Source organism: Paenibacillus pseudetheri (genome assembly GCF_924513355.1).
Classification (GTDB): Bacteria; Bacillota; Bacilli; order Paenibacillales; family Paenibacillaceae; genus Paenibacillus_AQ; species Paenibacillus_AQ pseudetheri.
On the sequence record NZ_CAKMAB010000004.1, the window covers coordinates 1 to 22692 of the forward strand.

Below are 22692 nucleotides of genomic sequence, written 5' to 3' on the forward strand. Positions count from 1 at the left end.
CTGAAAAGTCTGCTTTCACGTTATCTGGAACTTTGTTAACCTTTTGGAACCGCCGTATGCGGACCCGCATGTACGGTGGTGTGAGAGGACGGAGGCTTACCGCCTCCTCCTACTCGATTGAGTATAAGAAAAAATAAGTTTTACACCATACTTGATTTAATAAGGAATCCGGCTTATTCGTTTACGTCTCGATTTACGCTGCTCTGGCATCCAGAAGAATATCAAATACATGAGGAGAAACACAATGAAGGCAAACAACTCTTCAACAAGCAGGTAATAAGGATAAGGCCCGAAATAATCCAATACAGAATAAGTACTGGGCTTATGAGATAGGAACATGTAGTTAGATCCCAGGATGTAATTAGCGACCCACACACAAGCGGCCACAATATTTAGTCCAAGCATGGTGAACAGGAGAGATTTCCAAGTGGGCCTATAGCCCTCAATCCAGGTCATATAAAGAGAAGCGAGCACAATACCACCATGTGCTATAAAGAACAGTAGAAATCGGAAATGAGGGAACGGATAGACCAGATTCGGTGTGATTAAAGCAATGAATGCTCCACCAATCCCAGCAAAATAAAGAAAGGAGTAAAGTGTTCGGCTGCGAGTTATCAGCATGATAACGGATAGCAGTAAAGTAATTCCGCATAGTTCGAGCGGAAGTGAGCTGCTGGATTGCCATACGCTTTGAGAGAAGTACCATATTTGAAGTCCTGTTTCTGAGAACATAAGAATAATAATCAGCAGCAAGCGCACACTTTGCCGAAGTTTCACATCAGTCCGAATTTCGAATCTTAGACTGTAAAACAGTATACAAACCAATGTAATAATAGACAGAGCAATCCAATGTGAAGGGGAAAACATAATGAAATCCTCCGTACGCTGCCGATCAAGGTAAGATGAAAAATGCATGAACCAACCTCCTTCGTACATGAAAAGTACTTCAAAAAATAACTTTGTGAATTTTTGAGATTTTCTGTTTCTAAACATCCATAAAATGGTTATATATGTATGCATTCTGTCAACTAACCCACAAAAGGATGGCTTTTCATTATTTTAACATAAGATAGGGCGATGGGCGCGGAATTACATAAGAAGCATTCGAGCATGAGGAATGGCAGAGATTACGCTTCAAGAGGGGATACAAACACAGAAAAATCAAATTGGAAAAGGAATTGGAGGCTTTAGGATGATGTTAAAGAAAAGAATAAGTGTGATGATCGTTATTCTGATGCTTGTAGCGCAATATGCCTATGGCATCGGGTTCATACCACAAGTAAAAGCAGCAGCAATCGATCAGGAGCGGAATATCATCACCAGTGTCTCAATGGCTGTATATGGTGCAGACGGGCAAACGGTCACGGATAGCGTCTATGAGCAAGAAGCTAATGTAACATTAGATTATACGTGGTCTCTTCCTAAAGCTCATCCGTACAAGCAAGGTGACACCTTTACCTTTCAGCTTCCAGAGCAGTTTCAGCTTTTTAATGATATTAACGGCTTGTTGGTCTCAGAGGATGGAGATGTAGGAACTTTTACAGTTGAGCAGTTATCACACCAAGTAACAATGACCTTTAACGACTACATAGAAACGCATGATGACGTGCAAGGAACGCTTCGGATCAATACTAAGTTTGATAAACAAAAAATCTCAGGAAGTACTGTTCAGCAAATTTTATTTCCGGTGAGCGGTGGTGTTCAGACGGTTACTGTGAATTTTAAACCGAGTGTAGGATCGACCATTGAGAAGAGGGGGATTCCTCAGGGTTTTAATGCAGACCATATTTTATGGTCTGTTGATGTAAATAAATTATTAAAAACTGTTGGAAATGCAGCCGTAACGGACCCTATACCAACAGGTTTGTCACTAAGCACTCCGGTCACTGTGAGTGTGTATCAACTGAGTATCCAGTTGGACGGTTCGGTAACACAAGGTGCATTACTCGATGCCAGTAAATATACTACAGAGTTCACTGGAGGATCGTTAAATGTTCGTTTCACTGATCCTGCGATTTCGAGTGCTTACCGTATTGAATACTCCACAGCTATTACTGACGAGCATCAGCTAAGCTTCACGAATACAGCGACTTTTACAGGAGATGGGCAAGTTCCTGCAAGTTCCTCTGCTACTGTTCAAGTAGAACGAGGAGGAAGTTTGAATAAGTACTCTAGCGGATATGACTGGAACAATCAAATCATTTCTTGGGCAATCGAATATAACTATAATAAAAAAACGATTCCGCAAGGAAATGCTGTACTAAAGGATTTGTTTAATGATTCTCAAGCGTTAGTAGCCAATTCGATAAAAGTATACACGGTGCAACTGGATTCAGCGGGTACAGCAACGTTGGGTAATCTTTTGACCAAGGATATTGATTACACTGTAGTTGCGGCGTCAGACGTGAATAAGTCAGGGTTCACCTTGCAATTTAAACAAGATGTAACATCCCCTTATCGAATCGAATATAAGACCAAAGCTGTAAAGCGTGTGTTTGAAGATGCCAGCATCACGAATACAGTAACGGACAGTACGTACACTGAACAGGCCATGCGCTTAATACGATCAGCCATTTTGTATAAGAACTTAACAGACGTAGATTATCAGAATAAAACGGTTGGGTGGAAAGTCACATTGAACAGTGATAACTATCCAATGGGCCAGGTTAAAGTTACCGAGTCATTCCCGTTTGGAGGACTGAAGTTTATTCCGGAATCACTCGTAATTAGAAATTCGAAGGGAAGTATATTAAAGCCTGCCGATTATGGTTTAGTATACAATACCCCTGTTCAGTCTAATAAAGGGTTCAAGATAGTCTTTAAATCGCAGATTTCTGAAACTTATACAATCAGCTATTCCACAGAGTTTAATAAAGATTGGATTTGGTCTAATACTGAAAATTTCAATAACAAGGTTAGGATGGACTGGATAGACACGTCCGAAATTCCCCGCACCACAGAAGCAGAAGGGCTATTTATCCCAAGAGATGAAGTGAAAAGTAATGGCTTGAAATTTGGTTCCTATAATGCTTCGACTAAAGAAATAGCTTGGACATTAGGGATCAACTATAATAACAAAACGGTTGCAGAGCCAGAGGTCGTGGATATTTTGAAATCGGGTCAAACCCTGGTTCCTGGATCGCTGAAAGTGTACACCATGAATGTTGCTAAGAATGGAGACCCAACGAAAGGTGTCGAGGTAAACAGTAGCAAATACACTTACAGTGTTAATGGTAAAAATGAGCTGAAGCTCTCTTTTACAGATGCTATTAAGTCCGCTTATTATATAGAATTTCATATCAGTCTTGAAGGCAAAGTTATCGGCACTGCTATTGATAATAAAGCCAATCTCTATGATGGGACCAAAAAGGTATCCAAGGATTTGAACGCTACCGTAAAGATTCCATATGGAGACGAATATCTCTTGAAAAATGGTGTTCAGAATGGCGAAAAAATTGATTGGAGCATTCAAATTAATCGTAGTCAGTCTACTGTGAAGAATGCGTTAATCAAAGATATTCCTAGTGCTAATCAGATTCTGCTGCAGGATTCATTCCATCTGTATCCTACAAACGTAGCTGAAAACGGGGATGTAACAAAAAGCGGACCTGAATTGATTCAGGGTATCGATTACAGCGTAGAAATAAAAACGGATGTAGACGGCAAGCAGTCGTTTGATTTAAGCTTCGCCAAGGAGATTAGTAAACCTTATATTCTCGACTATCAATCCCTGATTATGGCGAATACAGGAGACAAAGTTATTAATACTGTTCGTTTCAGTGGTTTTAATGTTATCGAAATAAGCAAAGAATCTTCTAAAGAAATTATCGTCGGTGTGTCGAGTGGATCAGGATCAGGCAGCGGGGTTAGAGGCTCCTTGATGATCAAGAAGCTGGATGCAGAGGACAACTTAAAGACGCTGGGAGATGCGACTTTTGCACTCTATCGTCTAAACGGCTCAGACCGGGTATTTATTAATAGCTTAACCACAGATTCCGCAGGTACAGCAACATTCAATAAATTATGGTTGGGTAACTACGTATTGATTGAGACGACAGCTCCTAGTGGCTATGTACTTGATTCTACAGAGCATCCAGTGTCCATTCATTCTTCATCAACGAATCAACTCGTAATTACGAATCAAAAAGCAGTTGACTCTACGCCTACTGCAACGCCAGAACCAACTATAGTGCCAACCGCAACACCATCAGCTTCAACGGAACCAACGGCTACTCCGTCAACAGCACCGACAGCAGCACCTACGTCAACACCAACCTCAGGAACCCCAGGAGGTCCGTTGATACCTACACCTGCGAGTTCACTGGTGCCAGGAGTAATCATTAATGATCCGGCAGTACCTGCTGGCCCTGGGAATACGACTGGTCTGGAATCCGCGACATCAGAAGTGGTAGAAATTCCGGATTTAGTTATTACAGATGAAAATGTTCCATTGGGTGACGTCGACATTGTTGATGAGGAAGTACCGAAAGGTACAGTGAACAACGGCACTTCAATTGCCCCTCAGCTTCCAAAGACGGGAGAAAGTAGCCCTGCACCGCTCTATATGACAGGTATCGGATTAATAGCCATTGGCTTTATTCTAAACCGTAAGTTCAAACGGAGGGGAAACAGGTAGTTAGTAAATCGAGATAGAAATAAAAAAAAGCATCCGGCAAAAAATGTCGGGTGCTTTATTATGGTTGTTAAAAACTCGAAAAATCTCCACAAACATCAATCACTCGCTCCAGCGGACTAAAGGACTTAGTAACATAATCATCCACACCTACACTGAGTCCAGTGATTTTATCTAGTCCCTGCCCCTTAGCAGATAACATAATAATCGGAAATTCAGTCAACAGGCGGTATCTCTCGTTCTCCAGATGGATCTGCATGAGTTTAATAATCTCGGCTTCGTCGCCAACCAAGAGCGGTGTTGCGTTGTGCATGATTCAGCGTCCTTTCTTGCTTGTAAAGTAATCATACTACAACAAAAATAACATAAAGCTATCATATAGTTGCCCAGATACCAGAGATTAATTGTTGGAGAAAGTTGTCTGTATAGCATACGACGTAATCTTTATTTAACAGGAGAATTCTTAACAAGCCTTAAGATTTGGGAAGCGGCTATGCTATAATAATTTCAAATTCAATAGGTTGGAGGAGAATTGGAAGATGTGGAAAGAGTTTAAAGCTTTTGCCCTGAAGGGGAATGTACTAGATTTAGCCATTGCTGTCGTTATTGGAGCAGCTTTTGGTAAGATTGTGACTTCATTAGTATCTGACATCATTATGCCAATTGTTGGCTTGATAACAGGTGGTATAGATCTGAAGGATCGGGCTCTAAGTGTCATGGTTATGCATAATGAACTAATTATCCCTTATGGGCAATTTTTGCAGGCGGTAGTTGATTTCTTTATTATTTCCTTCTCAATCTTTATGGTAATTAAACTGGCTAATAAATTCCAGCGCAAAGAAGCCGTTAAAGTTGAAGTGGTGGAGACGCCGGCACCCGCAGAAGATATCGTATTGCTAACGGAAATTCGTGATTTGTTGAAACAACAAGAACGCGGATTGTAATTGGAAAAAGAAAACCAAAAAGCGCTTAGAGATACAGTGCAGGCGCTTTTTGGTTTTCTTCTTTTTACGTAATTTTATGGAATGGGCTTAGCCCAACGAAAGGGATGGATGTATAAGATAGAGCCGAATCCTCGTGAGAATTTGTTAATATAAAACCATGTCATTTCTTCTTGTAATCACCATACCTCTTAGAATTAAGTTACAAATTTTAAGTAAATATATAAAACGCACTTGCATTTCGAAGGTGTAAGTGATAATTTTGTTAGTAAGGAAAACTTGAACCTCAATTAAATAAAGGATCAATCCTTCAGGGCAGGGTGTAATTCCCTACCGGCGGTGATGTTGTTGTAGAGTGCTTATTTATTAAGTGTATCTACCACACTTAGTCCGCTACCCGGCTCGCGTTGTTGACGCGAACGGTGGACCCGGTGAAATTCCGGGACCGACAGTATAGTCTGGATGGAAGAAGGAGAGGTTAACCGCTTGTCTGTAATAGACAGGTGGACTGCAGTGTTTTCATTTATTATGTGCGATATTTCACAATTGCCGTCGGTTTTGACGGTTATTTACGCACACTTTATTTGGACTGCCGATAAACTCTCGCATAACCCATCTTTACTCCTCCTGGAGAATGAGATGGGTTTTTCTGTTTTTACGCATTAGATAGACAGTAAGTGGATAGGGGGAACGAGATGGATAATATGAATGACGAGTTTTATATGTCGTTAGCGCTGGATATGGCAGAACGGGCCCAAGGACAGACGGGAATTAACCCTGTTGTTGGCTGTGTTGTTGTAAAGAATGGAGCGATGATTGGACTTGGAACTCATTTGCAGCGCGGAACTGGTCATGCTGAGGTTCATGCCTTGAATATGGCGGCCGGTCAAGCACAGGGCAGCACTGCCTACGTAACACTGGAACCGTGCAGTCACTATGGCAAGACTCCGCCCTGTAGCCAAAGGCTGATCGACGAGGGAGTAGCCAGAGTGGTTGTCGCTTGTGAAGACCCTAACCCTCAGGTTGCGGGTCGCGGCGTTCAAATGCTGCGTGAGCATGGCATTGAAGTAGAAGTAGGGTTGCTGCGTGAACGTGCGCTGCGGTTGAATGAGCGTTTTATCAAGTATATTTTGACAAAACAGCCTTTTGTCACGCTCAAAAGTGCCAGCACGCTGGATGGTAACCTAGCTACCAAATCTGGTGACAGTAAATGGATTTCAAATGGAGAAGCGCGGGAGATCGTACATACACTGCGGCATCGGCATCAGGGAATTATGGTCGGTGTGAACACAGTTATTGCAGATAATCCTTCACTGACGACAAGAACGGAAGTGCCGGGTATTAACCCGATACGGATTGTGATTGATTCTGGACTACGTATTCCTTTGGATTCAGCAGTTGTAAGTGACGGTCTAGCGCCTACGATCATCGTGACAACTGAAGCCGCAGATGCTGAAAAGAAAGCAGCACTTCTTCAAGCAGGTGTGCAAATCATTGTTAGCGGAGCAGGACCACGGGTAGATTTGAAGGCTGCTATGGTCACGCTTGGTGAAATGGAAATTGGATCGATTTTACTTGAAGGCGGAGGCACGCTAAATGGTGCGATGCTGGAGAGTGGGCTAGTTGATCGAGTGATTCTCTTTTTCGCTCCAAAGATTGTTGGCGGTGGTGCTGAAGCGAAAGGGACGTTCGTATTTCCTGGTGTAGAGCTGATGAAGGATGCGATTTCTCTGGAGGGATTGGAAGTAAAAGTGCTCGGAGATAATGTATGTATCAGCGGTACTCCGGTACGCTAAAGTGAATGGTTTCAAAACTTAATCGTATGCTTCCGAAGCGAGTTTTGCACGGAGTATTTCCTTTGAAGTTAAGCTCACAAAACTTTAAGGAGGGAAAGCATGTTCACTGGATTAGTCGAAGAAGTTGGCACTCTGAGAAGTGTCTCCACCGGTGGAGAAATGATGGTGCTAAACATTGCCGCTTCCGTCATCATGGATGATTTGAAGATTGGTGATAGCGTATCGGTTAATGGCGTCTGTCTTACAGCGACTATTTTAGGCGAGAACTATTTTACAGTGGATGTCATGCCTCAGACCTATCGAAACAGTAACCTGAAGGAGTTGCGTCCTGGCAGTCGGATGAATCTAGAGCGAGCAATGGCAGCCGGTGGTCGATTTGGAGGTCATATTGTTCAGGGGCATGTAGATGGCACTGCTGTCATCAAAAGCGTAAAACGTGATCAGAATGCAGTAGTCTATGAGATTGCGCCGGATCGCAAATCGCTTTTTAAATATATTATCCCTAAAGGGTCGATCACGATTGATGGCATTAGCTTAACAGTAGTAAAGACGACGGCTTCATCGCTTACTGTATCCATTATTCCGCATACGCTAGGGGAAACTGTGCTAACTTATAAGCGGGCAGGAGATAGTGTAAATATTGAGTGTGATGTCCTGGGCAAATATGTAGATCATCTTCTTCATTATGGCTCAGCTGCACCGGATGAAGAAAGTGATAGCAGCTCCGGGATTAGTCGTGATTTCTTGGCGGCAAACGGATTTGTTTAAATAATGAGTACGCATACGAAGAAGGAAATAATCCTTCGTAAAGCTATTAGGAGGTTAGGATCATGAGCGAGCAATCGACGAAGGATAGTGTCTTAGATCCGATTGAAGAAGCGATATATGATTTAATGCGCGGCAAAGTCATCATCGTGGTGGATGATGAAGATCGTGAGAATGAAGGGGATTTTATAGCTCTTGCTGAACGGGCGACACCAGAAGTCATCAATTTTATGATCACTGAGGGACGTGGTTTGGTCTGCATGCCAATTACCGCAGAGCGTGCGGAAGAGCTTGAACTGCAGGCTATGGTCAGCCACAATACAGATAATCACGGCACAGCCTTTACTGTATCTGTTGACCATATAGATACAACTACTGGTATATCAGCGGGGGAAAGATCCTTGACTGTAAAGGCCATGATTGACCCTAAAGCGAAGCCATCTGATTTCCGTAGACCTGGCCATATGTTCCCGCTGATTGCGAAGAAAGGTGGCGTACTGCGCCGTTCCGGACATACAGAGGCTGCTGTTGATTTAGCCCGTATGTGTGGCGCATATCCAGCCAGTGTGATTTGTGAAATCATCAAAGAAGATGGCTCAATGGCCCGGTTGCCTGATCTGGTAGAGATTGCTAAGAAGCATGATCTTAAGCTGATCAGCATCAAAGATCTTATTCACTATCGGAACGAGAAGGAACAGCTCGTCAATCGCGAGGTGTCTGTACGTCTGCCTACTGATTTCGGTGAGTTTCAGACCATTGCCTATACAAATGAAGTGGATGATAAAGAACATGTAGCATTAGTGAAGGGCGATATTTCCGGTGATGAGCCAGTGTTAGTACGTGTACATTCCGAATGCTTGACGGGTGACGTATTCCACTCCCATCGCTGCGATTGTGGTCCCCAGTTTGAAGCAGCACTTCGGCAGATCGAAGCTGCTGGTAGAGGCGTGTTGCTCTATATGCGTCAAGAAGGCAGAGGCATTGGTCTTATTAATAAGCTTAAAGCCTACAAGCTTCAAGAAGAAGGACTCGATACTGTAGATGCCAATCTAAAGCTTGGTTTTCCAGCAGATTTGCGTGATTACGGGATTGGAGCACAAATTCTGAAGGATTTAGGTATCAGTCAAATTCGTCTCTTAACGAACAATCCTCGAAAGATCAAAGGGTTGGAAGGTTATGGGTTGGAAGTTGTTGAGCGAGTGCCAATTCAAATGCCAGAGAATAAGGATAATACTAATTATCTCCATACGAAGCAGGCGAAACTTGGTCATTTGCTGTCTTTTGACGACATTGAACAAAATGAGGATTCGAAAGTATAATCACACACCATAAAAAACGAAGGGTAGATGAATGATATGCCGAAATATTTAGAAGGACATTTAGTTTCCGAGGGGTTAAAATACGGAGTTGTTGTAGGACGTTTTAATGAATTTATTACTAGCAAGCTTTTGTCAGGTGCACTTGATGCATTTAAACGTCATGGTGCTAACGATGATGAGGTAGATGTTGCTTGGGTTCCAGGCGTGTTTGAAATTCCGTTGATCGCTCAAAAAATGGCGGAAAGCGGTAAATACGATGCTGTAATCACTTTAGGAACCGTTATCCGTGGCTCTACAACGCACTATGATTATGTATGTAATGAAGTTGCTAAAGGGGTAGCTGCGATCAATCTTAAAACCGGCGTGCCGACGATTTTTGGCGTAGTAACTACTGAGAATATTGAACAGGCCATTGAGCGTTCAGGAACAAAAGCAGGGAATAAAGGCTGGGATGCTGCGACTGCTGCGATTGAAATGGCGAATCTTAACAAACTGTTTAAGTAAGACAGCTATTGACGAATCAGTCGAATTCGTGCTTATTTATAGTATAAGAAGAAAGCATGGATTATAGAGCCCTTTCTACTTGTGTAGCGTCCTTTTGGGCGCTGCACTTTACTTTTTTGGCGGGAGGATGCTTCGTGACTGTATTGTACAAGCTGGAAACGTTTGAAGGTCCGCTGGATCTGCTTTTGCATTTAATTGATAAGGCGGAAATCGACATCCAGGACATTCCGGTCGCCGAGATCACCGAACAGTATATGGAATACCTGCGAAGTATGCAGGAGCTTGAACTGGATATTACGAGTGAATTTCTCGTGATGGCCGCAACCCTATTATCTATAAAGAGCAAGCTATTGCTGCCCAAACCACCGGTCATTGAGATCGATGATTTTGAATATTACGAAGAAGATGAATTTGATCCACGAGCTGAACTCGTTCAGCGACTGATTGAGTATCGTAAATTCAAGAGTATTGCTGTTCATTTAATGGATATGGAGAGCGAGCGGAGCTTGATTTTTACGAAGGAGCCGGAGGATCTGGGCCCATATGTGCCTGAAGAGATTGACCATACGCTAAAAGGACTACATACTTCCGACCTTATAGCTGCTTTCCGTAAAGCACTAAGTAAGGCGGCAAGAAGGTCTTCTTACCAACGGATCACCCGGGACGAAATATCAGTTAAAGATCGTATACGTGATGTCTCGGATGCGCTTCAGCGCAGAGGGAAGGGCGGAAGGCTCCATTTCTCAGCATTGCTTCACGATGAAATGGCGCGGCACGAAATCGTAGTAACTTTTCTTGCGATTCTGGAACTAATGAAAATGAAGGCGATTTTTTGCTATCAGGAGAAATTGTTTGAGGACATCGTAATGGAGTGGAGAGGAGGAGAACACTTCAATGGATTACAAAACGCTGAAATCGATTATTGAGGGCCTGTTGTTTCTATCAGGTGATGAAGGGATCTCCGTACGGCAAGTCGCCGAAATTACAGAGCAGCGGCCAGAGCTTGCAGCTGGTGCATTAGAAGAACTGAAAGAGGATTATGTAACACAGGAACGGGGGTTACAAGTAGTCCAAATCGCCGGGAATTATCGGCTGGCTACCTTGCCTGAGCATGCCCATTATTTTGAGCGATTAGCTTATTCCCCTTCAAGATCAACCTTGTCTCAAGCCGCATTAGAGACATTGGCGATCGTGGCCTATCGTCAGCCCATTACACGGGTGGAGATCGAAGAAATTCGTGGCGTGAAATCCGAACGTGCAATTCATACGCTGAATAACAAGGATTTGATCCATGAGGTTGGCCGTGCTGAGGCTGTAGGACGCCCAATCTTGTATGGGACTACAAAATCATTCTTGGAGAGCTTTGGCCTCGCAAGTCTGAATGAGCTGCCTGAACCATCAAACTTCGAATCCACTGATAATTTGGAAGAGGAGACGCAGCTACTGTTCAATAAGCTGGATACTCAAATGACGTTCGAGGATATTGAGCAACCATAGTTTTTTGTTATTTCGCAATAATTTGTATTGCTGGGACTGCCCATAAACCATTCATATGGTTTATGGGCAGTCCCTATTTTTTTGTAGAGCCACATTTTTTAACCAAAACCCGAATTTTTTCCACCTTATATTGCCATACTAAACCAAAGGTTCCCATAATTAAGGTTTCTTGGAGGTAAATACGTGACGTTATGGCTTGGAATTCCCCTCGGACTGCTGGTACTGGCAATGATCCTGGTTCTGTCTTCATCTATCGATTTCCGCATTCGGTGCTATAAACATGACAAAAATGACCTGCTCGAGTTAGATGTTAAGACTCTTTTTGGTCTGATCAAACTCCACTATGAGCTGCCCCGATTGGTCTTTAAGGGATTGGAGCAAGGCGTGATCGGGAAGTTTAAAGAGACGGGTACCGCGACTACAGGTGTTGATACTGTAAAGGAAGAGCAATTCGATAAAGAAAGAATTGAGCACTGGCGGGACAACGTAAAATTAGCAGCGAAATCCACACGTGGATTGAAGAAATGGTTTAAGCAAACCTTATCTCATGTCAAAATATCTAAGCTCGATTGGTCCACGGATTTCTCACTAGGTGATGCAGCGGACACTGCCATAGCATCAGGAGCCGTGTGGGGACTCAAATGGAGCATCGTTGGATTTATTTCGCAGTGGGTCAAATTGAAACACAATCCACGAGTGTTTGTGAAGCCTGTTTTTCAAGATGGGCATTCTTTTTCAATGGAGTTCGTATGTGAGGGTAAATTGTCTGTTTCCTACGCGGTATACGCATTGTTGCAGCTTTTTCTACGTGTCTTGAGAGAGACCGGGGGAATCAGTAATTGGAGAAAATTGCTAAAACGGATACGCAGGGAGGCCCGCGGGCAAAGTTTAGATTGAAAGTTACATACAAATGAGTAGAAGTGGGGATGATAAGCGCTGTAGAAGCAAGAGAAATCGTTCTCAATTAAAGGAGGAAACAATATGAGCGACCATCCTATTCAAGGTCTAATGCAAACAGCGATGGAAAATATCAAGGGTATGGTAGATGTTAATACGATTGTTGGAGATCCAGTTCAGACACCTGACGGTAGTATTATTCTGCCGATTAGTAAAGTGGCATTTGGGTTTGCAGCAGGGGGTAGTGATTATCGAGTAGAGGATTCTATAAGTGGATCAAACTCCCAAGGCGGTGTAAAAATGCTACCTTTTGGTGGTGGTAGCGGTGGCGGTGTCTCCATCAGACCGATCGCTTTTCTAGTGGTTCGCAAGGATGGAGTAAACATTGTGCCACTCGACAATCAAACGCATTTGTTCGAGAAAATCATCGATGCCACACCAGGGCTCATCGACAAAATTCAAACCATGTTCCAAAGCAGTAGTTCCTCAAGTCAAGCTGGGGCAACACCTACTGCTCAAGCCACACCTACTGCTCAAGCCACACCTACTGCTCAAGCCACACAAACACCTCCTAAACCTGATCCAAGTACATCACAAGCTTCAACACATTAGTACACATAATTCTTTAAATAGCCTCTGGGATATCGCCTTACATCAGGCGATGTCCCTTTTTTACGTATCAGAAAGTAAATTTGGGGCCCCAACAAATTATGCATCGAAGCAAAGCCTCACTTTGTGGGGATATTTTGTGTGGAACATCGTGAAGGAGAGGACATACCCTAAGGCTGGTCCGCATACACTTGTACAACATAAGCATGAAATGAATGACTTTACTTAAGAACCGATAAGAATCCGGAGGATAAATATGAAGACAATAACCCGTAAATTTCCAATCGCCTTATTACTGAGCATTTTGCTGCTGTTTCTGACACCGCTAACTTTGATTCATGCGGAGAACAGCTCCATATCTACGCATGCACGGGCAGCGGCGCTGATTGATGTGGAATCCGGGCGTATTTTGTATAGCAGTCGAGGAGATGAGCCTATGCTTATTGCCAGTCTGACTAAAATAATGACCGCCCTTGTCGCCATAGAGAACGGTGATTTAGCATCCAAGGTTAAAGTCGGAAAAAATGCCTTCGCCAAAGAAGGCTCCTCTATTTATTTACAGCAGGGTGAAGAGATGACGCTGGAAAATATGCTGTATGGCCTAATGCTGCGTTCAGGGAATGATGCGGCAACAGCGATCGCTGAGCATATCGGCGGTTCTGAAGAAGGGTTTGTATACCTGATGAACAATAAGGCTGAAGAGCTCGGATTAAAAAATACTCATTTTGCTAATCCGCATGGTCTAGATGCTGAAGGCCATTATTCGAGTGCTAACGACTTAGCTGTACTGACGGCTTATGCCCTTCATAATCCTGTATTTAAGGAGATTGTGAAGACGCAGGAGAAAACTGCGGACAATCCAAATGAGAAATGGGACTACAAGTGGAGAAACAAGAATAAAATGCTGTACTTATATGAGGGTGCAGACGGTGTGAAGACAGGGTATACCAAAAAAGCGCTACGCTGCCTTGTCAGCTCAGCGACCAGAAATGGCCAGCAGCTTGTCGCAGTAACCATAAATGATGGTGATGACTGGAATGATCATGCCTCACTGCTAAACTTTGGGTTTAATCACTATCCGCTAAAGACATTAATCGAACGTGGGGACCCCGTAAGCGGTTATAACTTCGTGACAGCCAATAAATTTGCCTATCCGCTCGGACAAGGCGAGCAGGATAGAGTGACCACCAAACTTCTCTTAAATCAGATCCCTGCGGCTTCAGCCAAAACTGCAAGATCAAACTTTGGATTGCAAGGGGTTCTCGTTCTAGATCTAGGTGGCAAAGAGATAGGCCGGGTTCCAGTGTATACACGAGAGTCCTTACCTCCTGAGGAATCCGCTTATATTAAAAAATATAGCACAACCCAAGCACACGCTTATCCTGCTGATAATTGGTTTCAGGCTATAGGGAGTGCACTGAAGGCGTTATTTAAATTGGGCGAAAGCGCCAAGTAAACAGATAGGCTGAATAATGAAGAGGGAGGCGTATCCATGATTAACGGGATCTGGCTAGGAATGATCATCATCGGTTTTCTGTTCGCCGCCGTTAACGGCAGAATGGATGAATTTACTGCCGCCGTATTCGACGGAGCCAAGAGTGGGGTTACAGTAAGCTTCGGCCTAATAAGTGTGCTTGTATTCTGGCTTGGAATCATGCGTATCGCAGAGGATGCTGGTTTGCTTAAAAAAATAGCCAAGATACTTGGCCCAATCGTATCCTTCCTCTTTCCAGATGTGCCGAAGGGCCATCCTGCAATCGGATATATTCTCTCCAACATGAGCGCTAATTTGCTGGGACTCGGCAATGCGGCTACACCTATGGGCATCAAAGCGATGCAGGAGCTGCAAAAGCTCAACCCGGATAAAGAAACGGCCACGCCAGCTATGTGTACCTTGCTAGCGCTTAACACAGCGAGCATTACGCTGATTCCTGCGACACTAATTGCCATCCGTTTGAATTACAATTCTGCAGATCCTGCGGGAATAGTAGGCACAACACTCGCCGCAACGGCTGTGGCGACACTTGCGGCAATTGCAGCTGACCGATTTTTCCGAAGGATGACAATGCTGCGTAAACCTCCAAAGCCGCCGTCAGCAAAGTCCGGTTCTGCTCCATTGGCCAAGACGTCGATGCCTAATTCTTCATTGAAAGGGTGAGCATGACTTGTACCAATTAATCAGTCTCCTATCGGCATGGGCGATTCCGGTCATGATTACATTCATCCCGCTCTATGCTTTTACGCGTAAAGTCCCGGTGTATGAGTCATTTGTTGAAGGGGCAAAGGATGGATTTGGAACGGCAATCGCGATTATTCCTCATCTTGTGGGGATGCTTGTAGCGATCAGCGTCTTCCGCGCATCGGGCGCACTCGACTTCCTAATGGGATTCATATCCCCTGCCTTGCGGGGACTTGGCGTACCACCAGAAGTACTGCCGCTCGGTCTTTTGCGGCCCCTCACAGGGACAGGCTCGCTTGCTTATACTACCGATTTGATTCGCGTTCATGGTCCAGATTCTCTAATCGGCATGATTGCCTCTACCATACAAGGCAGCACGGACACAACGCTCTATGTATTAACGGTTTATTTTGGAGCCGTAGGTGTACGTAACGGACGTTATGCACTTAAGGTAGGTCTCTTCTCTGATGTCGTTGGCTTCGTCGCCGCGATCGCGGTTTGCCTCCTGCTTTTTGGGTAGGTGGCGTCACCCCCTTTCCTTTCTCAACATATGCTATTGCAGCAATGTGGAGGGAGGCAATCCGCCATGAACTACAAAGGTTTTATTCTGCATCAATCTCGCTGTACTTCCATTAATGGCAAAGGCTTTGATTTCTGGGTTGGTGTGGACGGAGCCATTTATGCAGCGCCGCTGCTGACCGATCCGGAGTATATTCATATTTGCTTGGAAGGTGATTTCAGCTGGGAAGATGGCATTCCTCCATTATCTGGAAGGAGGGAACAGCTATTTGCCACGGGTAAACTCATTTTAGAACTGGTAGAGCGCTACCAAATTTACCCTTTAATCATCGAACCCCACAATAATTACTGCCCAGGAGCATTTTTTCCATGGAATGAACTTGTGATTTATCCCTCTGATGGTTATCATTAATCTGAGGTGACTAGTCGAAAATGGAAAGATTACAGAAAATTTTGGCGCAGGCCGGTGTGGCGTCCAGACGTAAATGTGAAGAAATGATTTTGGCCGGTAAAGTGGAAGTCAACGGGGAACTCGTAACTACGCTTGGCACGAAGGTAGACCCCGCAACAGATATTATTAAAGTCTCCGGTAGACTGATCCGGGGCGAAAACAAAATCTATATTATGTTTAACAAGCCTAAAGGAGTTATTACAAGTGCTTCCGATCCAAAGGGTCGCAAGGTTGTAACAGACTACCTTAAAGGAATTACAGAACGGGTTTACCCTGTAGGCCGTCTGGACTACGATACGGAAGGACTGCTGCTGTTAACGAATGATGGAGATTTCGCTAACTTACTTACCCATCCTAAGCATCATGTACCTAAGACGTATCACGCTACGGTCAAGGGTATTCCGCACGGTACCGCACTGGACAAGCTAAAGGCTGGGATCAAGCTGGAAGATGGTATGACAGCGCCTGCCGAAGTAGAGTACAAAGATATTGATGAAGTGAATAAAGAAGCAGTAATCAGCATTACGATTCACGAGGGACGTAACCGTCAGGTACGACGCATGTTTGATGCGATTTCACACCCCGTTCTCCGTCTGAAGCGGATTTCATTCGGGGATATTATGCTGCAAAATCTTAAACGTGGATCCTACCGTCATTTGACCAAAGATGAAATTAACCATCTGCAGCAAATTGCCAAAGCAGGATTGCTAAAAGAAAGAACTCCACGTAAAGAGTCATAAAGACACACAATATTCACAATTAAACCCCCTAATGCTGTGACGAAATTCGCTATAATGTTCATAGGATGTTCACACCTTACAACATAAGTATGAGTTGCGTCACAGAAGGGGGCTTTACATGTGGGTAAAGCGAGAAAACCAATTCAAATCGTAATTCTGTTTCTAATCGTTCTAGTGGGTGGTTATGCCATTGGTTCCTCTGTATTTGGTGGAAGCGGAAAACCAGAGGAAGGTAGTAAAGCACCTGCCATTGATTTGCTGGGTCTTGACGGACGTGGGCATACGTTAGAAGAGTATAAGGGTAAGGCTATTGTTCTGAATTTCTGGGGCTCATGGTGCACGCCTTGTGTAAAAGAAATGCCGGCTCTTCAAGCACAATGGGAAAAATGGAAGGACAAAGATGTAGTCGTTATTGGAATCAACGTTGGTGAAGATCAGATGACTGTCGAGAATTTTGTGAAGCAAGTCGACATTGATTTTCCGATTTTGATGGACACGGGACGAGACGCTGTGCGAAGTTATGGTATTTCTCCACTCCCCACTACTTTTTTTATTAATGCAAAGGGTAAAATTGACAGCATTCATATTGGCCAGCTTGATTTAGATTCACTAGATGATCAAATTGGGAAGCTGGTGGATTGATGAGTGAACGCGAGGCTTTTATAACCAATACCAAATGTGAATGTGGCCACCAGAACCCTGTAGGCACTGTTCTATGTGAAGCATGCGGAAAGCCGCTTGGCAAAGAATCGGACTGGGGCGAGAATCTGGAAATGCGTTATGATGGTGTAGCCCGTCGTTCGCAGCGTGTTAATCCAAGCATTATTGATCGGGTTTGGAACTTTTTTTCATCTGTCAAAATAGCGATTTATCTAATCGTATTGACACTGCTAGGCTCTATGCTGGGAACCATTTTCCCTCAGGAGAGTACTTTCCTTAATATTGATGCATCAAGTTATTATAAGCAGGAGTACGGAACAGCTGGGGACATCTACTATAAGCTTGGACTTTCACATACATACGAATCCTGGTGGTTTGTGACTCTACTCGTAATGATTGGCGCTTCATTAGTCATTTGTAGTTTGGACAGAGTACTTCCGCTATATAAGGCATTAACTAGGCAAAAAATTCGGAAACATCGTCAGTTCTTAACTCGGCAAAAGGCTGTGCTAGTTACTGAAGTGCAAGAAGAACCGGAAGATTGGGTTGCTCGGGTGGTTCAGCCTATGCGTAAAAAGGGCTACCGAGTCAAGACGGATGGAGGAGCTCTGTTAGCAGAGAAACACCGCTTCAGCCGCTGGGGACCTTACGTAATACATATTGGTTTGATTATTTTTTTACTTGCTGTACTGGCAAGAGGATTGCCGGGTCTCAACATGGATCAGCATCTTGCTTTCCCGCAAGGGGAGATTACACAGATTCCGGATACTACCTACTATTTAAAAAACGAGAAATTCACCGTAGAGTTCTATACGGATGAAGAGATGCCTGAGGAGTTTCGAGGCAAAAAGATCCTTCCAAAATTATTCCAAACTAAAGCAGTGTTATATAAATGTACCGCGGATTGTGCAGATCCTACTAAGGAACCACAGCTAACCGAGGTGACAACGCATAATATCCAAGTAAACTCACCTTTGGATTATAAAGGATTGAAAGCGTATCAGTTTGATTATGATCTAACACCTGTGCTGCGTTCTGTACAGCCTGTGCTTAAGAATTCCACCACTGGGGAGTCGTACGGGAAATTCAAACTGGATATGAAGAATCCGCAGCGTACGATTACAGCGGGACCCTATACGATGACTTTAAAAGAGAAGTATATGGATTTTGGACTAAATGAGGATGGTCAGCCGATATCTAAGTCGCCTTATCCGAATGCACCTGCATTCTTATTCTTGATTCAAGGACCGAATCTGCCAGCGGAAGGGCAGCAGTACTTCTATTTTCCTAAGCAGGTAGATAAGTCTCAGTTTCAGCAGGGGGCTATTAACGATAAGCTTGGTGGCAGCAATAGATTTCTTGAGCTTGAAGTGGACAACATGAGCGATGTTGATTTTTCGGAATCGACTACATACTTGAATATACGTATTGATCGTGCCATGCCTTTTGTATGGTTAGGTGCAGCAATCGTGATGCTGGGTTTAATCCTTGGATTTTACTGGCAGCATAGACGCATCTGGCTTACCGTTGTAAACGGAGAGCTAATACTTGGAGGACATACGAATAAGAATTGGTTCGGTTTCCGTCGTGAGATCGTTTCTATTTTAGAAAAAGTAGATATGGTAGTCGATGAAAAATCAATAGATAATGGAGGAGGCCTCACATGAGCTTGCTCGATATCAGCAGTGCCGTCTTTATTGCCGCATTCTTATTATACAGCGGGTCGTTTATGTTATTCACTATCGCTATCATGGGTCGCAAGTGGTCGGGCCGCAAGCCAGAGGAACATACTGCTCGATGGGGTAAAATAGCTTTTATTGTTTCTTCTATAGGGCTTATCTTTCATCTTATTTATTTCTTTACACGTTGGTTTGGTGCAGGACATATTCCAGTCAGCAATATGTATGAGTTCATGACTTTCTTATCCATGATGGTTATGGTAGCCTTTACAGTGATGTACGCGATCTATCGCAAAGTTATTCTCGGTCTGTTTGCAGTTCCAATTAGCATTATTGTGATGGCATACGCAGCTGTATTTCCACAGGAGGTTCAGCCATTAATTCCATCTCTGCAATCAAACTATCTCAAGATTCACGTAACACTGGCAGCACTAGGTGAATCCTTTTTTGCAGTAGGATTTGCGGCAGGGCTGATGTATCTGCTGCGGACTGTTAATTTTGCCAGTAAAGAAAAGGCGGACCGTAAGCAACAGAGACTGATTGAATTTACTCTCTTTTCAATCATTGTTATAATTGGGTTTCTGGGTTCAGTTTTTGCTTTCCGCGGAGCAGGTTATGAGACTGTTTTTGTCCGTCCCAACGTTACGATTGACAGCACAGGCCAGGAAAATAGTACAATAGAGAAAGTGAGTTATCGAATGCCGCCGATTGTGGCTCCTCACAATAGCGAAATTGAAAGCTTCCAGTCGTTTCTTGGCATGAAAGAACCTCTCTTTGAAGCTCCTTCATGGATGAATGGTGTGAATGCTGGTCGGAAGTTTAATACTGTAATCTGGTCGATTCTTTCCGGATTATTCCTTTACGGAATCCTTCGCTTGATCGTACGCAAGCCACTAGGCGCAGCGATTCACCCGGTTATGGACGGGATTGATGAAGGCGATCTAGATGAGATAACGTATAGGGCGATAGCCATTGGCTTTCCTATTTTCACATTAGGCGCTTTGATTTTTGCAATGATATGGGCGCAAATAGCCTGGGGAAGATTCTGGGGATGGGACCCCAAAGAAGTCTGGGCACTCGTTACTTGGCTCTTCTATAGTGCTTATCTTCATTTACGATTGGCCCGTGGATGGCAAGGGCGAAAATCTGCCTGGCTTGCCGTTCTAGGCTTTTTGGTCGTAATGTTTACCTTAGTTGGCGTTAATCTAGTCATCGCCGGACTTCATTCTTATGCGGGGACGGACTGAGCATGGTTTACCTGCTAACACAGCACAATGGATTTAAGGTTACGTTCTACTGTATTTGATGAAGGGGTTGTTGTGAAATGGCAGATCATTTAAACAGAATTCTGGTAGTGGATGATGAGGAACGCATTCGCCGCCTGCTAAAGATGTATCTTGAAAAAGAAGGTTATGAAATCGACGAAGCTGAAGATGGCGAAATCGCTCTTCGTAAAGCAACAGCAAATGACTACGGTCTAATTTTGCTGGATGTTATGCTGCCTGGTATTGATGGAATGGAAGTGCTGACCCGACTCAGAGGGGTTAAGTCAACACCAGTCTTAATGCTTACAGCTAAAGGCGAAGAGATTAATCGTGTACAGGGCTTTGAAATGGGCGCAGATGATTATGTCGTAAAGCCATTTAGCCCTCGCGAAGTAATTTATCGCGTGAAGGCCATTATGCGCCGTTCTTCGGCAACAGCATTTTTGTCCAAAGAGAGCAACTCCAGTAATAACATTGTATTTACTCATCTTATTATTGAGCATGACGCGCACCGGGTAACTGCTGGCGGTGAAGAAGTGAGTCTGACACCGAAAGAATACGAACTGCTTCATTATTTGGCGATTTCACCGGATAAAGTGTTCTCTCGTGAAGAACTGCTTAAAGATGTTTGGAATTATGAGTTTTTCGGAGATTTGCGTACAGTCGATACCCATGTTAAGCGTCTTCGTGAAAAACTGAATAAGGTATCACCGGAATCTGCGGCGATGATTACAACTGTATGGGGTGTAGGCTACAAACTTGAGGTACCTAAATAAGTGAACTTCTGGAGAAGTCTTGTCGGCAAGCTGTGGGTCACGATCATCTGCCTGGTCGCTGTCGTGCTTATTACACTCGGGTTGTTTCTACTTCCCTATATCGACAGCAACTTTGCTAATTCCGGCGATATCAAACGTTTATTTATGTATACGTGTATGATCGGATTTTCTTTGACGACATTCTTCGCTTTGTTCTTGTTTACCAAGATCACTCAACCGATGCAACGTGTCATCGAGGCTGCAAACAACATTCGTCGTGGTGAATACGGGACAAGGCTGACGCTGGTCACAAGCGACGAAATCGGTCAATTGGCAACTTCCTTCAACCATATGGCTGAGGAGTTGGAAGAGAATATCCGCAGTCTGCACCATGAGAAGGGGCATCTATCCAGTGTATTACGCAGCATGAGTGATGCTGTAATCACCTTTGACACCCTGGGCCAGATTATTCTGACCAATCCACATGGCCAATCGCTACTTGAGAGCTGGAGCGATTTAGAGTGGGAACAAGAGAGTGATATTGAGCCTCATCCGGAAACGGCTGATCGTAATGTTCCGCCTCCCCTGCGGCCTTTATTTTTGAGCACGTTGAAACAAGGCGGCGATGAGCGTTCTAATGTACATGTCCGGCAGGGCGTGTGGTCCGTCCATATGGCACCTTTATATTCAGAGGGCAGCATTCGCGGAGTGGTTGCTGTTCTGCGTGATGTGACTGAAGAAGTACGACTCGAAAAAATGCGCCGTGACTTCGTGGCAAACGTCTCTCATGAGATTCGGACGCCATTATCGATGATGCAAGGGTATAGTGAGGCTTTACTTGACGGCATGGCTTCTTCACCAGAGGAAAGCAGTGAACTGATTCAGGTCATTCATGATGAATCACTCCGTATGGGACGTCTTGTAAAGGATTTGCTCGACCTTGCTCGAATGGAAGCTGGACATACGGATATGTTGAAGGCAGAAGTAGATATGAATGAACTGCTGGAACGAGTGTATCGCAAATTTTCCGTACGTGCTAAAGAGCGTGATATTCATCTGAAGCTAACTAAAGAGAGCGATGTCCTTGTTCTTAAGGCGGCGGATGAAGATAAGCTAGAGCAAGTCTTAACCAATTTGCTCGATAATGCTTTTCGTCATACGCAGGGTGGCAAGAAGATCACAGTTCATACAGGAACTTGTGTCTTAGAAAGTCGTCGCTATTTTGAAATTAAAATTCAGGATGAAGGCGTCGGCATTCCGCAGGAAGATCTGCCGTATATATTTGATCGTTTCTACAAAGCCGATAAGGCACGTGTACGGGGAGAATCAGGTGGAACGGGACTCGGGCTTGCCATTGTTAAAAATATTGTTGAGTCGCATCACGGAACCATTTCAGCTTCCAGTAAATTGGGTGAAAGTACAACCTTTACCCTACGACTTCCTGTCGAAAAACAGTAATTCCAAACACAATGTGTGATAGCGC

The 22692-nt window shown here is 44.0% G+C and carries 21 protein-coding genes, 1 pseudogene and 1 riboswitch; of the genes and pseudogenes, 20 read left to right on the forward strand and 2 right to left on the reverse strand.

The genetic code is table 11. From position 1 onward, the window contains the following. Positions 1 to 156 precede the first annotated feature (156 nt). Entirely contained in the window at positions 157 to 915 is a 759-nt protein-coding gene (locus tag L1028_RS04385) for a YwaF family protein (RefSeq protein WP_234531758.1), read from the reverse strand. Positions 916 to 1192: 277 nt separating this feature from the next. Between L1028_RS04385 and L1028_RS04390 the strand changes: the two genes are divergently transcribed. Further along, the gene (locus tag L1028_RS04390) at positions 1193 to 4636 is read left to right on the forward strand and encodes an LPXTG cell wall anchor domain-containing protein (RefSeq protein WP_234531767.1); all 3444 of its coding nucleotides are present in this window, start codon (positions 1193 to 1195) and stop codon (positions 4634 to 4636) included. A gap of 91 nt (positions 4637 to 4727) precedes the next feature. On the opposite strand, the pseudogene L1028_RS04395 reads toward L1028_RS04390, so the two are convergent. After that, positions 4728 to 4892: pseudogene (locus L1028_RS04395) on the reverse strand (DNA-binding response regulator); the annotation flags it as partial. 280 nt (positions 4893 to 5172) lie between these two features. Between L1028_RS04395 and mscL the strand changes: the two are divergent. The 19 genes from mscL to L1028_RS04490 all read left to right on the forward strand — a co-directional run bounded on the left by mscL (position 5173) and on the right by L1028_RS04490 (position 22667). Then, positions 5173 to 5577, forward strand: coding sequence for a large-conductance mechanosensitive channel protein MscL (gene mscL / locus L1028_RS04400; RefSeq protein ID WP_234531768.1), 405 nt, complete (start codon positions 5173 to 5175; stop codon positions 5575 to 5577). A 299-nt stretch (positions 5578 to 5876) separates the two neighbouring features. Next, positions 5877 to 6052: riboswitch (FMN riboswitch) on the forward strand. A gap of 217 nt (positions 6053 to 6269) precedes the next feature. Next, positions 6270 to 7370, forward strand: a complete 1101-nt coding sequence (gene ribD, locus L1028_RS04405; RefSeq protein ID WP_234531770.1) for a bifunctional diaminohydroxyphosphoribosylaminopyrimidine deaminase/5-amino-6-(5-phosphoribosylamino)uracil reductase RibD — start codon at positions 6270 to 6272, stop codon at positions 7368 to 7370. Positions 7371 to 7469: 99 nt separating this feature from the next. After that, on the forward strand, positions 7470 to 8138 hold the full coding sequence (locus L1028_RS04410; RefSeq protein WP_234531772.1) for a riboflavin synthase: 669 nt from the start codon (positions 7470 to 7472) through the stop codon (positions 8136 to 8138). Positions 8139 to 8200: 62 nt separating this feature from the next. Then, entirely contained in the window at positions 8201 to 9454 is a 1254-nt protein-coding gene (locus L1028_RS04415) for a bifunctional 3,4-dihydroxy-2-butanone-4-phosphate synthase/GTP cyclohydrolase II (RefSeq protein WP_234531774.1), read from the forward strand. 36 nt (positions 9455 to 9490) lie between these two features. Further along, the gene (ribH, locus tag L1028_RS04420; RefSeq protein ID WP_042194286.1) at positions 9491 to 9958 is read left to right on the forward strand and encodes a 6,7-dimethyl-8-ribityllumazine synthase; all 468 of its coding nucleotides are present in this window, start codon (positions 9491 to 9493) and stop codon (positions 9956 to 9958) included. Between the two features lie 134 nt (positions 9959 to 10092). Continuing rightward, complete coding sequence (locus L1028_RS04425) at positions 10093 to 10884, forward strand: segregation and condensation protein A (RefSeq protein ID WP_042190275.1); 792 nt, start codon at positions 10093 to 10095, stop codon at positions 10882 to 10884. Then, positions 10853 to 11455 carry an SMC-Scp complex subunit ScpB gene (gene scpB / locus L1028_RS04430; protein ID WP_042190273.1) on the forward strand — a complete coding sequence of 201 codons (603 nt, stop codon included), beginning with the start codon at positions 10853 to 10855 and terminating at the stop codon, positions 11453 to 11455. Before L1028_RS04425 ends, scpB begins: the two co-directional genes overlap by 32 nt. A gap of 183 nt (positions 11456 to 11638) precedes the next feature. Then, a complete protein-coding gene (locus L1028_RS04435; protein WP_234531775.1) occupies positions 11639 to 12352 on the forward strand; it encodes a DUF2953 domain-containing protein in 714 nt (237 codons plus the stop codon). A gap of 84 nt (positions 12353 to 12436) precedes the next feature. After that, the gene (ytfJ, locus tag L1028_RS04440; protein ID WP_234531779.1) at positions 12437 to 12964 is read left to right on the forward strand and encodes a GerW family sporulation protein; all 528 of its coding nucleotides are present in this window, start codon (positions 12437 to 12439) and stop codon (positions 12962 to 12964) included. Positions 12965 to 13217: 253 nt separating this feature from the next. Continuing rightward, positions 13218 to 14417 carry a D-alanyl-D-alanine carboxypeptidase family protein gene (locus L1028_RS04445; RefSeq protein ID WP_234531780.1) on the forward strand — a complete coding sequence of 400 codons (1200 nt, stop codon included), beginning with the start codon at positions 13218 to 13220 and terminating at the stop codon, positions 14415 to 14417. Positions 14418 to 14453: 36 nt separating this feature from the next. Continuing rightward, the gene (locus L1028_RS04450) at positions 14454 to 15119 is read left to right on the forward strand and encodes a nucleoside recognition domain-containing protein (protein ID WP_234531781.1); all 666 of its coding nucleotides are present in this window, start codon (positions 14454 to 14456) and stop codon (positions 15117 to 15119) included. Positions 15120 to 15171: 52 nt separating this feature from the next. Next, positions 15172 to 15660 (forward strand): spore maturation protein, encoded by a 489-nt coding sequence (locus L1028_RS04455; protein ID WP_042190265.1) that lies wholly within the window; start codon positions 15172 to 15174, stop codon positions 15658 to 15660. 66 nt (positions 15661 to 15726) lie between these two features. Next, a complete protein-coding gene (locus L1028_RS04460; RefSeq protein ID WP_234531782.1) occupies positions 15727 to 16071 on the forward strand; it encodes a peptidoglycan recognition protein family protein in 345 nt (114 codons plus the stop codon). Between the two features lie 20 nt (positions 16072 to 16091). Beyond that, positions 16092 to 16850 carry a pseudouridine synthase gene (locus L1028_RS04465; RefSeq protein ID WP_234531783.1) on the forward strand — a complete coding sequence of 253 codons (759 nt, stop codon included), beginning with the start codon at positions 16092 to 16094 and terminating at the stop codon, positions 16848 to 16850. A 120-nt stretch (positions 16851 to 16970) separates the two neighbouring features. After that, on the forward strand, positions 16971 to 17492 hold the full coding sequence (locus L1028_RS04470) for a redoxin domain-containing protein (protein WP_234531784.1): 522 nt from the start codon (positions 16971 to 16973) through the stop codon (positions 17490 to 17492). Then, positions 17492 to 19177: a cytochrome c biogenesis protein ResB gene (resB, locus tag L1028_RS04475; RefSeq protein WP_234531785.1), complete on the forward strand. Its 1686-nt coding sequence runs from the start codon at positions 17492 to 17494 to the stop codon at positions 19175 to 19177. Before L1028_RS04470 ends, resB begins: the two co-directional genes overlap by 1 nt. Beyond that, positions 19174 to 20436, forward strand: a complete 1263-nt coding sequence (ccsA, locus tag L1028_RS04480; RefSeq protein ID WP_234531795.1) for a cytochrome c biogenesis protein CcsA — start codon at positions 19174 to 19176, stop codon at positions 20434 to 20436. Before resB ends, ccsA begins: the two co-directional genes overlap by 4 nt. A gap of 77 nt (positions 20437 to 20513) precedes the next feature. Further along, the gene (locus L1028_RS04485) at positions 20514 to 21230 is read left to right on the forward strand and encodes a response regulator transcription factor (RefSeq protein WP_036676174.1); all 717 of its coding nucleotides are present in this window, start codon (positions 20514 to 20516) and stop codon (positions 21228 to 21230) included. Then, the gene (locus L1028_RS04490) at positions 21231 to 22667 is read left to right on the forward strand and encodes an ATP-binding protein (RefSeq protein ID WP_234531797.1); all 1437 of its coding nucleotides are present in this window, start codon (positions 21231 to 21233) and stop codon (positions 22665 to 22667) included. Positions 22668 to 22692 lie beyond the last annotated feature (25 nt).

Bases quoted from the DNA above. Each gene is read 5' to 3' on its own strand.
- ribD (WP_234531770.1), top strand. From the start codon at position 6,270: ATGGATAATATGAATGACGAGTTTTATATGTCGTTAGCGCTGGATATG.
- L1028_RS04385 (WP_234531758.1), bottom strand. From the start codon at position 915: ATGCATTTTTCATCTTACCTTGATCGGCAGCGTACGGAGGATTTCATT.
- L1028_RS04415 (WP_234531774.1), top strand. From the start codon at position 8,201: ATGAGCGAGCAATCGACGAAGGATAGTGTCTTAGATCCGATTGAAGAA.
- L1028_RS04450 (WP_234531781.1), top strand. From the start codon at position 14,454: ATGATTAACGGGATCTGGCTAGGAATGATCATCATCGGTTTTCTGTTC.
- L1028_RS04390 (WP_234531767.1), top strand. From the start codon at position 1,193: ATGATGTTAAAGAAAAGAATAAGTGTGATGATCGTTATTCTGATGCTT.
- L1028_RS04465 (WP_234531783.1), top strand. From the start codon at position 16,092: ATGGAAAGATTACAGAAAATTTTGGCGCAGGCCGGTGTGGCGTCCAGA.
- L1028_RS04410 (WP_234531772.1), top strand. From the start codon at position 7,470: ATGTTCACTGGATTAGTCGAAGAAGTTGGCACTCTGAGAAGTGTCTCC.
- resB (WP_234531785.1), top strand. From the start codon at position 17,492: ATGAGTGAACGCGAGGCTTTTATAACCAATACCAAATGTGAATGTGGC.
- ytfJ (WP_234531779.1), top strand. From the start codon at position 12,437: ATGAGCGACCATCCTATTCAAGGTCTAATGCAAACAGCGATGGAAAAT.
- L1028_RS04445 (WP_234531780.1), top strand. From the start codon at position 13,218: ATGAAGACAATAACCCGTAAATTTCCAATCGCCTTATTACTGAGCATT.
- mscL (WP_234531768.1), top strand. From the start codon at position 5,173: ATGTGGAAAGAGTTTAAAGCTTTTGCCCTGAAGGGGAATGTACTAGAT.
- L1028_RS04460 (WP_234531782.1), top strand. From the start codon at position 15,727: ATGAACTACAAAGGTTTTATTCTGCATCAATCTCGCTGTACTTCCATT.
- L1028_RS04455 (WP_042190265.1), top strand. From the start codon at position 15,172: ATGATTACATTCATCCCGCTCTATGCTTTTACGCGTAAAGTCCCGGTG.
- ccsA (WP_234531795.1), top strand. From the start codon at position 19,174: ATGAGCTTGCTCGATATCAGCAGTGCCGTCTTTATTGCCGCATTCTTA.
- L1028_RS04485 (WP_036676174.1), top strand. From the start codon at position 20,514: ATGGCAGATCATTTAAACAGAATTCTGGTAGTGGATGATGAGGAACGC.
- ribH (WP_042194286.1), top strand. From the start codon at position 9,491: ATGCCGAAATATTTAGAAGGACATTTAGTTTCCGAGGGGTTAAAATAC.
- scpB (WP_042190273.1), top strand. From the start codon at position 10,853: ATGGATTACAAAACGCTGAAATCGATTATTGAGGGCCTGTTGTTTCTA.